Origin of the sequence: Clostridium sp. JN-9, from assembly GCF_004103695.1 — a bacterium.
GTDB lineage: Bacteria > Bacillota > Clostridia > Clostridiales > Clostridiaceae > JN-9.
Map to the genome: position 1 here is coordinate 132,800 of NZ_CP035280.1, position 15,230 is coordinate 148,029.

The window sequence follows — 15,230 nt, forward strand, 5'->3', positions numbered from 1 at the left end:
TGAAGCTAATGGCATTAAAAAAGTTTCGAGATAAATTGAAAAATGACTCAACCAATATGAAAAAGATTTGGCGGGATCCCATGCTTTTAATTACTATAGTTTTTGTGATTTTAACCCTTTTAATATTTATTTTGTATCCCTTATTTTCAATATTAAAGGAAAGTTTTATTTCTGAACATGGAATTACATTAAGTTCATATAAGTCCACATTACAAAATATTGACTTTCAAAATACACTCAGAAATACTTTGCTTTTGGGATTTATAGTGGGTGGTTTATCTACTCTTATTGGATTTATTTTCGCCTATGCGGATTCATACATTAAAACTAATTTTAAAAAATTATTTAACATAGTATCAATTTTACCTATTATATCACCACCTTTTGTATTGGCTTTATCAGCAATTATGCTGTTTGGTCAAAAGGGAATAATATCAAAACAGCTGCTTCATATTCAAAATTCAAATATTTATGGATTAAAAGGACTTATTGTGGTTCAAACCATGACATTTTTTCCAGTTGCATATTTACTGTTAACTGGACTTCTTAAGCATATAGATCCTGCATTGGAGGAAGCTGGCAGGAACATGGGTGCCTCCAGGTGGAAGACATTCACTACAATTACATTACCATTAATGGCACCTGGAATAGCAAATGCATTTCTACTTACTTTTATAGAGACTGTGGCAGACTTTGCTAACCCTATGGTTATAGGAGGGAACTTCTCCACATTAGCTACGCAGATATATCTGCAGGCTATAGGAAATTATGATATGCAGGGCGGTGCCACTATAGCAGTTCTTCTTCTTTTGCTTACAATATTACTGTTTGTGTTAGAAAAGTACTGGATAGAAAAGAAATCCTATATTACAGTTACAGGTAAAGCATCAAGAGAAAGAGAATTAATTAATGAAAAAAATATTGTTTTACCAATTGATATATTTTGTCTTTTGATAACTGGAATTGTAATGCTATTTTATATATTAATACCTATTGGAGCCTTATTTAAAATATGGGGAGTAAATTATTCACTGACTTTGGATAATTTTAAATATGTATTCAGATTAGGTACCAGTGCTTTAAGTGACACTACACTGCTTGCAGCTATAGCAACTCCCATAACTGGAGTTTTAGCTATGATTATTGCTTTTCTTATTGTAAGAAAAAAATTTTATGGCAGAAGTTTTGTGGAATTTACCTCATTGCTTGCAATGGCAGTACCAGGTACTGTTATAGGTATAGGATATGTACTTGCTTACAACCAAAAGCCGATTTTACTCACAGGCACAGCAGCTATAATAATAATTTCATTTATAATGAGAAGCCTGCCAGTTGGTGTAAGATCCGGGGTGGCAGCACTGCAGCAAATAGATCCAAGTATTGAGGAAGCTGCATCAGATCTGGGAGCAGACACAGGAAAAGTATTTACTTCTATAACACTGCCTTTAATTAAGCCTGCTTTCTTTAGCGGCTTAGTGTATACATTTGTTAGAAGTATGACAGCTGTCAGCGCTGTAATTTTCTTAGTATCAGCAAAGCATAACATGCTGACTGTAGAAATAATGGCACAGGTGGATGCCGGAAGATTTGGAGTAGCAGCTGCATTTTCTACAATACTTATTGTAATAGTATATATTGCAGTCTTTATTATGAATTTTGCATTAAGAAAAATGGGCATAAGTGAGGAGGAATAATGGTTATGGAAAGTAAAGGTGTAAATTTAAAAAATCTGACAAAAGTATATATAGGAACAAATGATAAGGTGTTTAAAGCTGTGGATAACATAACTTTAGATATTCATCCAGGAGAGTTTGTTACTCTTCTTGGTCCATCTGGCTGTGGGAAAACAACTACATTAAGGATGATAGCAGGTTTTGAGATACCTTCAGAAGGGGAAATATATCTTGGAGGAGATAGAATAAATGACCTTCCTCCAGATAAAAGAGATACATCTATGGTATTTCAAAGTTATGCACTATTTCCTCATTATAATATATTTGACAATGTTGCTTATGGATTAAAATTAAAAAAGCTTCCAAAGGATGACATAAGAAAAAGAGTAAATAATATATTAGAATTGGTTGGATTAACTGATCTTGGAAACAGATATCCAAATCAGCTGTCTGGAGGTCAGCAGCAAAGAGTAGCATTGGCAAGGGCTTTAGTAATGGAACCAGGTGTTTTGCTTTTTGATGAGCCGCTGTCAAATTTAGATGCAAAATTAAGAGTATACATGAGAACTGAAATAAGAAAGATTCAAAAGAAAGTTGGTATAACTGCTGTATATGTTACACATGATCAATCGGAGGCAATGAGCTTATCTGATAGAATAATAATTATGAACAAAGGTAAAATTGAACAAATTGGAACACCTAAAGAAGTATATTATACTCCTAAAACTGAATTTGTAGCAGATTTTATAGGCACTGCTAATTTTATAGATGCTGAAGTTTTAGATGTAAGTGATAATGGAGAATTTAATATAAATATCAGCGGGAAAATAATAAAAGTTAAAAGCAATGCTGAAAAGAAAAGAGGAGATATTTGTAAACTGGTATTAAGACCAGAAGCTGTAAAAATAGGACGGGATCAGCTTCTTAAGGGTGTAGTTGAGTTGTCAACATTTATGGGTTCTTATCAGGATTATTTAGTAAGAGTTGGGGAAAATAAAATAAAGATTCAGGATAATAATCCCCAGGGCAAGGAAGTATTTAAAGAAGGTGATGAGGTTACTATAGGCTTCAACCAGGAGAATACTCATATATTATAGTTTATAGGGAGAATAAATGAAAACATGTGAGGTAATATTAAGGTTAATAACAGCTATATTTGTTGGCGGGGCTATTGGTTATGAGAGAGAATACAAAAACATGCCGGCAGGATTCAGAACCCATATATTAGTATGCCTGGGTGCATGTGTAATATCCATGATACAGCTTTATGATATACAAAATATCGAGCAGATTATTATAGCTCATCCAGATTTAGCACCATCATTTAAAGCTGATGTAGGAAGGCTGGGAGCACAGGTAATAAGCGGCATTGGATTTTTGGGAGCAGGTACAATAATACAGGATAAGGGCTCTGTGAAGGGGCTAACAACAGCTGCAAGTTTATGGGTGGTAGCATGTATTGGGCTTGCAATAGGATTAGGTTATTATAGTTTAGTAATATTTTCAACCATAGCTGTAGTAATCAGCCTTGTAACTTTAAAAAAGTTTGAAACAAGATTTTTAGACAAAATGAATACTGTTAAGCTGGAAATTACTTATCTAGAGAAAAAAGAAACTGTGCATATGGTAACGGATTACTTTGAAGAAAAGAATATTAAAGTAAAAAATATAGAATTCAGCATGGAAGATGATGTAAGCCAGGGGTATAAAAGTATGTATACTTTACTGGTACCAAGATACATTAAATTAAATGATATTTTAAAGGATTTAGGAGAAAAAAGTCAGATAATTAAGGTTAATATTGTATGATAATAAGCCCGGTAAATAATAACTGGGCTTATTATGATATAATTGTGTTATAAATTCTGAGTGAGGATTAGATTATGATTAAAATAAAATCATTTAAAAAGGAGCTGTTTGGGGTTTTTGTAATAGTTGGAATAATCCCGCTGTTTTTAATGGGCATTTTTTCATATTATAATACTTCACGTATCATAAATAAAAAGATTAATAATTCATTAATGGATAACATAGATGTAATGGCTAAGCTATTAGACTATTCTTTAGATAATTTTCAAAGCATAATTACATATGTATCTACAAATGAAGACGTTATAAATGTATTAAATAAAACAGAGTTTAAAAATTATGATGAAAGGTTTGATGATTCACAAAAGATATATAAGATTACTAATACATTGCTGGCAACTCAGAAGATGGATATTCCTATTTATATTTCAGGAATAAATAATAAATACATAAGATTTAGCACTGCAGAGTATTTTGCGCCCATATACTTTGATATAAATAATGAAATCTTTAAGGAAATTGATAAATCTGAACAAAAAAATTACTTTTTCATCAATAGAAGAGTAGATGGAAAGTTAAGAAAAGATGTAGTGCTTGCCATAGGAACTCAAATTAAAAACATTAGTGATAATAAAAAACTTGGATATGCTGTATTAGATATATATGATGAATATTTTGATGATATATTTAATCAGGCAAATGTGTATAAAGAAAATAATATATATGTATTGAATAAGGATGGTACTATTATAACAGACAAACTATATAAAGATAGAACTGGATTCAAATTCTATGATGAATATTTAAGCACTGTTTTAGGGAAAGATTCGGGTACATTTAACTGTAAGATAAAAGGGAATAATTATATGGCATATTTTACTACATGTAAAAATACCGAGATTAAAATAATTGAAGTTGTTCCTACTCAGGTGTTATTTAAAGATAGAACTTTAATTATAGGAATGGTGATTTTATCCGTAATTATACTTGGTATAATAGCAATTGCTGCAAGTTTCTTATTATCAAATAGTATTTCAAAACCTATAAATAAACTTTCCAGGTTAATGAATGAAGTGGAAAATGGAAATATGAATGTAAACTTTGATTCAGAATATGATGATGAAATTGGAAAATTAGGATACAATTTTAATAAAATGATTAAAGAAATAAATAGATTAATAGAGGAAGTATATAAAAAGCAGTACCTGCTAAAAGAATCTGAACTTAAAGCATTAAAGGCTCAGGTAAACCCGCATTTTTTATATAATACATTAGAATCAATAAACTGGATGGCAAAACTTGGAGATGCCAAGGGAGTATCCAAAATGGTTACAACTCTTGGAAAGTTTCTAAGATATTGTATAAGCAAAAGGGGAGATATAGTTACTGTAAATGAGGAAATTGAGCAGATAAAGAATTATCTTACTATCCAAAAGGTGAGATATGGGGACAGATTTAAGGTTAGTTTTGATGTAAACAATCTAATGCTTGAAAAACATATGCCAAGGCTTTTATTACAGCCATTAGTAGAAAATGCAATTATACATGGCTTAGAACCTAAGAGCAGTGGTGGAATCCTTATAATTAAGGGATATATTTTAAACCAAAATGATATGTGCTTTGAAATTATTGATAATGGAGTGGGACTTACAAATTCCAATTCAAAAGGGGAAGGCATTGGAATACAAAATGTTAATGACAGGATAAAACTTCAATATGGTGATGAATATGGAGCTAAAGTCTTTAGTGAAAATAAAATGACCATATCAAAATTAGTTATACCATGTAATGATAGTATTCTTGAAACGGGTGATAAATATGAATAAACCAATAAGTGTAATGATCGTTGATGATGAGTATTTAGCCAGAGAGGGAATGAAGAAAACAATAAAGTGGGAACAATATGGATGTGAAATATGCGGCGAGGCCTGCAATGGGCAGGAGGGCATAGATAATGCAAAGAAGCTGTGTCCGGACATAGTAATTACAGATATAAAAATGCCAATTATAGATGGATTAAAAATGATACATGAGATACAAAAGTTTCTTCCCTATACAAAATATATTGTTATTACTGGGTACGATGAATTTGAATATGCCAGAAGTGCTATCAAGCTTAATGCTGTTGACTTTATTTTAAAACCAATTGAGGAGAAGGAACTTATTTCAGCTATAGTGAAGGCAGTTGAAAATATTAATATAGTAAAGAAAGAGCTCTTTGAGAAAAAAGAAAAGTTCATTTTAAGTATTTTTAAGGGTAAGATAACAGATGAAAATATAATATTAAATAATGCCAATAAGTATGGCATAACATGTGATAAAGTTTATGTTATATTGGTGGCAAATGAACAATATGAATCATTAACTGAAAAAAAAGAAATAAAAAAATTATATCATACAAATATCTGCATAAGAAAGATATTTAAGGAAAACTTGAATCATATAGTTTTTATTACTGATATTGAAGATAAGGAAATAATTATTTTATATAATGGGGATTTTGATTTAGATGTAAACCAATTAAAAATGATTCAGGAAAAATTATTAAAGGAACAGGGCTTGTGTACAACAATTGGCATATCCAGCTGCAAAAGTATTGGCAAAGCATATTCAGCTTTTTTGGAAGCACAGGTTTCTGAACGGAATAAATTGTATATGGGGAAGGGAAGTATTATATTATATAATGATACTGCAGCAGCCAATGGGGATATAAAAAAACTGCTGTCAATTGAAAAAAAGAATCTTTTCTCAAAAATGCAGGCACTTGATATGCCTAATATAGATAAGCAGCTAAAATATATATATTTTGATGTATTAAGCAAAAATAAGATTCTTGAAAACGATGTTAAGCAGTTTACAATTGAGGTAATTTTAAATGCTGCACATATTATAAGCGGTTATAGTATGGATCTTGAAATGATAGCAGGCGAAAACTTTAATGTTTATGAATCTGTTGCAAAATTAAATACTATTAATGAAATATATAACCTTGTTAAGGGCATAATCTCAGTAGCCTTAAATTCAGTAAAGGAAATTAATGTTTTAGCTGCAGAAAACGGCATTAAAGATGCAGTGGAGTATGTAAAATTACATTACTATGAAGACATATCATTAAAGGATGTTGCAAATAGTGTTTATTTAAGTGAAAGTTATTTGAGCAGAGGTATAAAAAAACTGCTTGGAATAAATTTTGTTGAGTACATAACTAAGCTTAGGGTGGAAAAGGCTATGGAGTACATGAAAGATCCAAACATAAAGGTTACTGATATTGCTAAAAAAGTAGGATATTCTGATTACAGATATTTTACTCACATATTCAAAAAACAAACAGGATATACTCCAAGTAAATGGAGACAAATAAAAAATTAGGTGATTTAAAATCACCTAATTTTCTATACTATGAACATTTCTCTTTTTTAATATTTCAATTAATAAAACTGCTAAAAAGCCGCCAATCAAAGCAGTTATAAGCTGAGGTGTGCCCATTACAACTACAAGCTTATCAGCAATTTTTTTAGGTATTGCTAACTTAAAAACATTCACTAATTTTGAGGCTGAAAGACTTAAAAATAAGTATTTGAAAAATGCACCAGAAGCAATACCAATATATTTTCCATAGGATTTATAATTCCTTAATGATCCATAGAAGATTACAAAAATAGCGTTACCAATCATAATAAATGGTATAAATGGTGCCAGCGGTGCTGCCAGCTGCCCTGTGAGCCAGGCTAATACAGGTGTAAGTACTCCTAATGACACACCCCATGCTGTGCCGCACATAAATGCAGTTAAAATTAAAATAGCGTTAATTACCGGGCCTACTAAAAACTGATTAATCTCTGGGAAGTTCTTTCCCATTATCTGTATAACTATGGCCAATGCCAAAAACAGAGAAGTTCTGATCAGCTTATTCAAGTTTTTATCCATGTATACATCTCCAATCGATTTATTTAATTATTATTGCATTTATTATTTTATCACTTATGAATTTCAATGTAAAAGTCATTCTATATCAATAACACAGTTATTGTCCAATATATGCCACCAGGTCTTTCCTGTATGCAGTGGAATTACATTTCCACTGGTATCTTTTAATATGGTAGGAGAAGAGTTATCTTTTTTATACCACTTTCCCTTTATATATTTTCCATTACTTATAACATAGGCATCTCCTTCACCAGTTAAATCAATCTGCAGATGCTGCCCATCAGACTGCAGTTTTATTTTTGTTACCTGTATTACAATATTATTAACTGAAACAGCTTTAGAGCTGTCTTTATCAACCATAAGTTCTGAATCCATAGACTTATCATATTTAGAATTGTTCAAAGAATATGATGTAGAATAATATTTATTTAACTTCAGATTGATTTTATTAGCAGATAGTAAACTGCTGTTGTTCCAGTAATTATTATTAAATTGTAAATCTGAGCATGGCTTATTATTGAAGTTTTCCTGCTTTAAAAGATTTTCTATATTATCTGAGGAAGTATATAAATTGTGTGGTGCTTTTCTTGAAGTATCTCTCCAATAAGACTTCCCATGGGACATTTCATTTAAACTCATTAAATTTTGATTCTTTATACTTATCAGGGCTTCCTCACTGCCGCCGCAGTGTGCAAAAGGAACATTGTATTCTTTAGCTATATCGATAAAATAAGGGCGTGCACTTCTAATGGGGCCGATTTTATTGCTGGTTTCCTCTTGATAAAGAGCAATAAATCTTGGAATACCACCCTCTGCCATGGTTTCAAAAACTATATCAGCATTTATTAAGCCTGACTGCGGCCTGGCATCCTTTGAATTTTCTATTATAGCCATAAATGGTGCTCTGTTAAATGATTCTTTTGATATTTCATCACCTGTATATTTTGATATGTATTTTTCCGGAGCAGTATTATTTTTAAATACAGCTGCTGAATCTTTTGTATTTTTACCGGTACATCCGAATATTGTAATTAAGCTCACAATGCTTAAAATTCCACAAACAATTAATTTCTTATATTTCAAAATATTACACCTGCCTTATTTATATAATAATATATATTATTTGTAATGTAATGAAAATATCATATAAATTTCAAATTAATCTGCTATTTAAAATTGCATAAGGGAGAAAAATAATAAACACAAATTTGAATTGTATTTAATAATTTGGGGAAAAAATAGGTATACTATAATAACCTCAGATAAAATGACTACAAGGCATTTTTAAAAATTGCTCAAAAATTTACCCCATAGTATAATATCTATTGTTCATACAATATATAGTATTTTAGGAGGAGAGCGTATGCTACATGTAGTAAAAAGAGATGGCAGATTAACTGAATTCAACTCAATAAAAATAACAAATGCCATTAAAAAGGCATCAATTGAAATTGGTTATGAACTCAAGGAAAGTGAAATTTTTCAACTGACACAAAGAGTTATAGAAAATATTGAGGATATTAATACAGAGAAAATATCTGTTGAAGAAATTCAAAATATGGTTGAAAAAGTACTTTTAGAAAATCAATTCATGGAAGTAGGCTTAGCTTATTCAAACTACAGAAAAGAAAGAACAAAAATAAGAGAAATAAAATCTGAATTAATGAGTGCCATCGAAAAAATTGGTGTGGAAACAGACAGGGATAATGGTGTGACAAGTTACTGTTAGAACAGAAATAGCAGTTGACTCGAAAGAAAATTTTGAGTCAAACTTCTTGCAAGGAGATGTGGAATGATGGAGTAACGCCCTGAAACGCACCGCTAATACTCCTTACAGCGGCTTATTTGATGTAGCAAATGGCTGTGAATAGCAAGGTGAAGAGTTGGGGACAGCAGACCGAAAGATGGGAACACTTGAACTTTAGTATCAAAATTAACAATGATATTGTATGAATTAAAGAAAAAGTGCCCATACTCGAAAACGGCTCAGAGGTGAGTTGTGTCTGTGATACCTATGGCGTCTATAAAATTTCTATGGTGAGAATTGTTTGTGATACAGAGCAAACTGACAAACTTCCGAATGTACGGGTCTATACTCGGAGCATACAGAAATGTATGTCACAACTAAGATTGTGGCTAGTGAGGTAAAGTAAGATTCATTGTTATGAAATACCTTATATCGTTACAGGCGGTATCAAGCTAGCAGGCTCAGAGGAAGCACCTAAGGAAATTATGAAAAGATACACGCAAGAGGAACTTGGAAAGCCCACTAACATGGAGGACTACAAACCTTTGAAGTGTTGGAAAGGAAAAACTTAGTGTTATAACTTTCCTTTAATGTGGAGGAGAGCAGTGGCACAGTACCTATGAAACTCTGATAATAAGGAGTGGAGGGATAGCCACTAGACGTTATTAGTAATAAGAAGTTAAACAATTAGTAAAATTAGGTTCAGTTAAGACTAAGAGAAGGCTAACCGTGAAGGCTTTTGGGTGTAATCCTAAAACTAAGGGGTTGGACTGACTAATGGTAACGAATCGGAAAACTGATGAAAAGAAGGCAAAAAGTAGGCTCAGGCACAATGAATACTATGATATGCAAAACTGTTATGACAATTTGTATTTTAAAAGTCAAAATGGTAAAGAATTTAGGGACTTAATGCCAATCATATGTTCAAGAAATAATATTCTGCTAGCCTATAGAAATATTAAGAAAAATAAAGGAAGTAAAACACCTGGAGCAGACTCTGCTAATATTATTGACTTAGGAGAAAAAGATTCAGACAGCCTTATATCTGATATACAGAAAAGGCTAGAGAATTACAGACCTATGCCTGTTAGAAGAAAAATGATATCCAAAGCTAACGGAAAGGAACGTCCACTGGGCATTCCATCAATTTCCGATAGAATAGTACAGCAAAGTATTCTACAAGTATTAGAACCTATTTGTGAAGCAAAATTTCATCCACACAGTTATGGATTCAGACCAAACAGAAATACTCATCATGCCATTAAAAGGCTTGACGGATTGATGAACAATTCTGGATATCATTATGCTGTTGATATTGATATCAAAGGCTTCTTTGACAATGTTAATCATGGAAAATTGCTAAAACAAATATGGACACTAGGCATAAAAGATAAAAACCTAATAACTATAATAAGTAGAATGTTAAAAGCAGAAATCAAAGGTGAGGGTATCCCCACGAAAGGGATTCCGCAGGGAGGAATACTTAATCCACTGTTAGCGAATATTTGTTTAAATGAATTGGACTGGTGGGTAAGTAATCAATGGGAAACAAACTTCCAAATGAGGTCGGTTAGAAACAATGGTGAAATATTAACCTCTAGAGGAGGAAGATATCGTGCCTTGAATAAGACCAATCTTAAAAAGATGTTTATAGTGAGATATGCAGATGACTTTAAAATCATGTGCAATGACGCAAAAACAGCACAAAAAGTGTTTGTAGCAGTGAAAGAATGGTTAGCTGAAAGATTAGGACTGGAAATTAGTCCTGAAGAGTCAAAGATAACCAATCTGAGAAAAAATTATACTGAATTCCTAGGATTTAAATTAAAAGTACATTTGAAACGTAAGAAGTGGATGGTGCAATCCAGAATAAGTGATAAATCCAAAGAGAACATAAACAAAATACTTAGGGGAAAAGTAGAATACATGTTAAAAATACCAAATGCAAGTGAGGTTAATAAATACAATTCTACAATATTGGGAATTCAGAACTACTATAAAATTGCAACACTCGTAAACATAGACTTACACGATACAGCCTTCTTCATAAATAGGTACCTCAAGCATAGACTCAAAAAGAACATTACCAAAAAGGGGGTAAAAAGTCGGACATATCTTCTTTATTATGGAAAATACAATTTCAAACATATATTTGTAAAGGGAGTTGCATTATTTCCAATACTTGGTGTAAAGTTCAGACCTCCTTTTGCATTTAAACAGGAAATCTGTAGTTACACTGAGGAAGGAAGAAAACTAATCCATGATAAATTGGAATGTATCGATATGAAAATACTCCATTACTTAATGGAGAACCCAATACGTAATGCAACAGTTGAACTAAATGACAATAGACTATCATTATATAGTGCACAAAAAGGGAAGTGCTCAATAACAAGAAAAAGATTAGATATTGGTAATATTGAAGTCCATCATAAGATTCCTCGAAGCCAAGGTGGAAAAGACAATTACCAAAATCTAATACTTATCACAAAAGATGTGCATAAATTAATACATGCTACAATAACAACAACTATAGAACATTATCTAAATATTGTCAAACCAACTGGAGAAATGCTTGAAAAAATAAACAATCTAAGAATGCTGATTCCTGGATTGGAACCTATAACAATCGGAAGTTTTTAAGAACTGTTATTAAACTAATTATAATTAACTATATAGGCTAGTAACGTTGGAGCGCCGTATGAGGTAAAAGTCTCACGTACGGTGTGACGCGGGGGAAAAGCCAGAGATAGCTTCAACAGCATACCTATCGCAATCAAATGTTGGAAATAATTTTTCATCAAAACTGCTTAGAATAGCAAGTGAATCAAATAAATGGCATAACTTATCTGTAATGCCTAAGCATTTAGCAAAGGCCCATGAAAATGGGGACATATACTATCACGATCTGGATAGCTACAATTTGACCACAAATTGTTTACATATTCCTACGGGAGAAATACTGCAAAGAGGCTTTAATACAGGATATGGCACAATAAATAAGCCAAAGAGAATAGAATCAGCTGCAGAGCTATCCTGCATACTGCTTCAATCAACACAAAATGATATGTTTGGTGGACAGGCTCACCCAGATTTTGACAATGATATGGCAGCATTTGTAGATCCTACCAGACAGGAGATAAAAAAGGAACTAATGGAGCTTGGAATAGACGACAATAGGTTAGAAGAACTGGTTGAAATAAAATTAAGAAAAAATATAGGGCAGGCAATGCAGGGGATAGTATATAACCTCAACACAATGCATGTGCGACACGTTGCTTAGTTAAAAGCTAGGCCAGTATCTGAAAGCAGAGATAAATATTAAAAAAATAAATTCTATATATTGTGGCTCAATGCAAGTAAGATACTAGAACTCTTATTCTTAGATGTGGGATGAAGGGGTAACGCCCTGAAACGCACCTTTAATACTTCGACAAGCAGATAAAGGTAAGCAAATGCCCTAATGTTTGAAGCTCGGTGAAGTCGGCTGAGAATGGGCCTAACAGGTCATGCTGTAGGAAAGCTGTCCAGAGGTGGGTAGTCCCATCTATAGGTCGGAAGTCCATAAAATACTTATGGTTAGGATATGCCTTAGCAAAGCATCGACGAACCATCGACGATAAAATGCCTAGAGTGTAATGCGTAGAAATGCGTATCTCTCCAAAGTGAGAGGTTCGAGGAGGATGAGTAAAACTGTGCGTTATGAAAATCCTTATACTATTAAAGGTAGTATGGTGAAAACTCTTGAACAGGTGTATAGATGGAACCTAAAAGTATATGTACGGATAAAGAATAAGGGAACGTGGAAAACTCAGAACATGGAGATTTTGCTGTCGATGAAATGTTGATAGGGAAAGGTAAACTATAACCTATCTTAATCTGAGTGAAAGTAGAGACATAGTACTGAAGAAACCGTAATAATAAGCGGTGGAGGGAAGGTCTCAAGTCGGGTGAAGTTGATGTAGTAATATTATAATACCATAAGGTTCTGGTAAGACTAAAAGAGGCAGTATCACAAACTTTGAAATAGAAGGGAGTGATTAGCCGACTTATGACGACTAAGCAAGAAGGAAAGGCGTAAGAAATTAAGGCATAATGAATACTATAATATGCAATTTGTGTTTGACAACCTTTATGAACAAAGTAAGCAAGGCTCTGTTTTCAAAAATCTATATAATGTAATAACAAGCAGAGAAAATATATTACTTGCATATAGAAATATAAAAGCTAATCGTGGAAGTAGAACAAGAGGTTCAGACAACAAAACTATAATGGATATAAAGGCTGAGGATTCGGATAAAGTAGTTGAAATCATAAGAAATAAATTACAAGACTATAAACCCAAACCAATTAGAAGGGTAAATATACCTAAACCTAATGGTGAACTCAGACCGTTAGGAATTCCATATATAGATGATAGAATAATACAACAAGCATTCCTACAAGTACTAGAACCAATCTGTGAAGCAAGATTTCACAACGATAGTTATGGATTCAGACCGAACAGAAGCACACATCATGCAATTGGAAAATGTTATAACTATGTTAATGTAGTAAAGCAATACTATGTTGTAGATGTGGACATAGAAGGGTTCTTCGATAATGTAAACCATGGAAAGTTACTTAAACAAATATGGACATTAGGAATAAGAGATAAGAAAGTATTGAGTATTATTAGCAAAATACTAAAAACACCCATAGAAGAAAAAGGGGGATTAAGCTATCCAACGAAAGGAACGCCACAAAGTGGTATCTTATCGCAACTATTAGCGAATATCAACCTAAATGAATTCGATTGGTGGATATCTAAGCAATGGCTAGACTTCCCAGCAACTCAAAGAAAAAGTGGAAAAGGATATGGTTCTTTATCAGAAAAAGAATATAAGAACAGCTCCAATAAACTAAATGCTTTGAGAAATCACACAAAAATGAAGCCTTGCTTTATAGTAAGATACGCTGATGACTTTAAAATATTTACTGACTCTTATCCAAATGCAAAGAAACTAATGAAAGCAACAGAAAAATGGTTAAAGGAGAGGCTTGATTTAAAAATCAGTAAGGATAAAAGCAAAATTGTAAACCTCAAGAATAATTATTCAGATTTTCTAGGTATTAAATTTAAAGCAAAATTAAAAATAGAAAATGGGAAAACACGATATGTTATAAAATCAAATATGCAAGATAAACAAATGGAACGTATAATCAGAGAGATTGATAAAAAGATAAGGGAAGTTGCTGATGATGATACCCCTAAAAGTATGTATAAACTTAACTCTTTAATAATGGGTGTTCATAATTATTATGACATAGCCACAAATATCAATGGAAATTTTAATGATATAGAACACAGACTTTACCGAAAGATAAAGCATCAATGGTTAAAGAGAAGAGAATGTGCTACAAGAAAAGGTAAATTTTCTGCAACATATATCAAGCATTATGGAGATTATAAGCAAAGAAAACAATTCTTTGTAAAAGGAATTGCACTTTATCCTATAAGCGGAGTAGGTTTTAAAAGACCAACTATATTTAACAAAAGAATTAGCAATTACACTGTTGAAGGAAGAAAGCTTGTACATGATGGTCTAATATCAATTAATAATTCAACACTTAAACACATAATGGAAAACCCAATAATTAATATGAGTGTTGAATATAATGACAACAGAATCTCATTATACTGTGCTCAAGGTGGGAAATGTGCAATAACTGGTTTACCTCTAAAGGTAGGCAATATGGATTGTCACCATAAAACGCCAAAGTTTATGAAAGGCACAGACCAATATAACAATCTGATATACGTAATAAAAGATATACACTTACTTATACATTCTAATAAGGGATCAACACAGAAAAGGATAATAAACCAGTATTCAATAAATGATGAACAACTTGAGAAAATAAATAAACTGCGCTTATTAGTCGGAAATTATAATATAACTAAAGAGAAAGCTTACACAGTAAACTAGCTATCGACAAAATTCATTCGATGGAGCGCCGTATGAGGTGAAAGTCTCACGTACGGTGTGGAGCGGGGGAAAACATGGAGATAAAATCAAAGTGTTACCTATCGC

At 32.2% G+C, this 15,230-nt stretch carries 9 protein-coding genes and 2 pseudogenes; 9 read left to right on the forward strand and 2 right to left on the reverse strand.

All coding sequences use genetic code 11. The features are described 5' to 3' along the window. The first annotated feature begins 80 nt into the window (after positions 1 to 80). From EQM05_RS00710 to EQM05_RS00730, 5 genes are all read left to right on the forward strand, one after another. Positions 81 to 1,694 (forward strand): iron ABC transporter permease, encoded by a 1,614-nt coding sequence (locus EQM05_RS00710; protein ID WP_243108087.1) that lies wholly within the window; start codon positions 81 to 83, stop codon positions 1,692 to 1,694. Between the two features lie 5 nt (positions 1,695 to 1,699). Continuing rightward, a complete protein-coding gene (locus EQM05_RS00715) occupies positions 1,700 to 2,770 on the forward strand; it encodes an ABC transporter ATP-binding protein (RefSeq protein WP_243108088.1) in 1,071 nt (356 codons plus the stop codon). A gap of 16 nt (positions 2,771 to 2,786) precedes the next feature. Continuing rightward, the gene (locus EQM05_RS00720; protein ID WP_128748000.1) at positions 2,787 to 3,482 is read left to right on the forward strand and encodes an MgtC/SapB family protein; all 696 of its coding nucleotides are present in this window, start codon (positions 2,787 to 2,789) and stop codon (positions 3,480 to 3,482) included. 74 nt (positions 3,483 to 3,556) lie between these two features. Beyond that, the gene (locus EQM05_RS00725; protein WP_128748002.1) at positions 3,557 to 5,308 is read left to right on the forward strand and encodes a sensor histidine kinase; all 1,752 of its coding nucleotides are present in this window, start codon (positions 3,557 to 3,559) and stop codon (positions 5,306 to 5,308) included. Continuing rightward, positions 5,301 to 6,851, forward strand: a complete 1,551-nt coding sequence (locus tag EQM05_RS00730) for a response regulator (protein WP_164917151.1) — start codon at positions 5,301 to 5,303, stop codon at positions 6,849 to 6,851. Before EQM05_RS00725 ends, EQM05_RS00730 begins: the two co-directional genes overlap by 8 nt. A gap of 15 nt (positions 6,852 to 6,866) precedes the next feature. On the opposite strand, the gene EQM05_RS00735 is transcribed toward EQM05_RS00730, so the two are convergent. Both EQM05_RS00735 and EQM05_RS00740 read right to left on the reverse strand, forming a co-directional pair. Further along, positions 6,867 to 7,409, reverse strand: coding sequence for an ECF transporter S component (locus EQM05_RS00735; RefSeq protein ID WP_128748006.1), 543 nt, complete (start codon positions 7,407 to 7,409; stop codon positions 6,867 to 6,869). A 75-nt stretch (positions 7,410 to 7,484) separates the two neighbouring features. Beyond that, positions 7,485 to 8,492: a DUF3048 domain-containing protein gene (locus EQM05_RS00740; RefSeq protein WP_128748008.1), complete on the reverse strand. Its 1,008-nt coding sequence runs from the start codon at positions 8,490 to 8,492 to the stop codon at positions 7,485 to 7,487. 280 nt (positions 8,493 to 8,772) lie between these two features. Between EQM05_RS00740 and EQM05_RS00745 the strand changes: the two are divergent. The 4 genes and pseudogenes from EQM05_RS00745 to ltrA (EQM05_RS00760) all read left to right on the forward strand — a co-directional run. Continuing rightward, positions 8,773 to 9,117: pseudogene (locus EQM05_RS00745) on the forward strand (ATP cone domain-containing protein); the annotation flags it as partial. Between the two features lie 816 nt (positions 9,118 to 9,933). After that, positions 9,934 to 11,799 carry a group II intron reverse transcriptase/maturase gene (ltrA, locus tag EQM05_RS00750; RefSeq protein WP_128748012.1) on the forward strand — a complete coding sequence of 622 codons (1,866 nt, stop codon included), beginning with the start codon at positions 9,934 to 9,936 and terminating at the stop codon, positions 11,797 to 11,799. A 133-nt stretch (positions 11,800 to 11,932) separates the two neighbouring features. Continuing rightward, a pseudogene (gene nrdD, locus EQM05_RS00755) lies at positions 11,933 to 12,427 on the forward strand (anaerobic ribonucleoside-triphosphate reductase); the annotation flags it as partial. Positions 12,428 to 13,265: 838 nt separating this feature from the next. After that, positions 13,266 to 15,125 carry a group II intron reverse transcriptase/maturase gene (ltrA, locus tag EQM05_RS00760; protein ID WP_128748014.1) on the forward strand — a complete coding sequence of 620 codons (1,860 nt, stop codon included), beginning with the start codon at positions 13,266 to 13,268 and terminating at the stop codon, positions 15,123 to 15,125. The last annotated feature ends 105 nt before the right edge of the window (positions 15,126 to 15,230 follow it).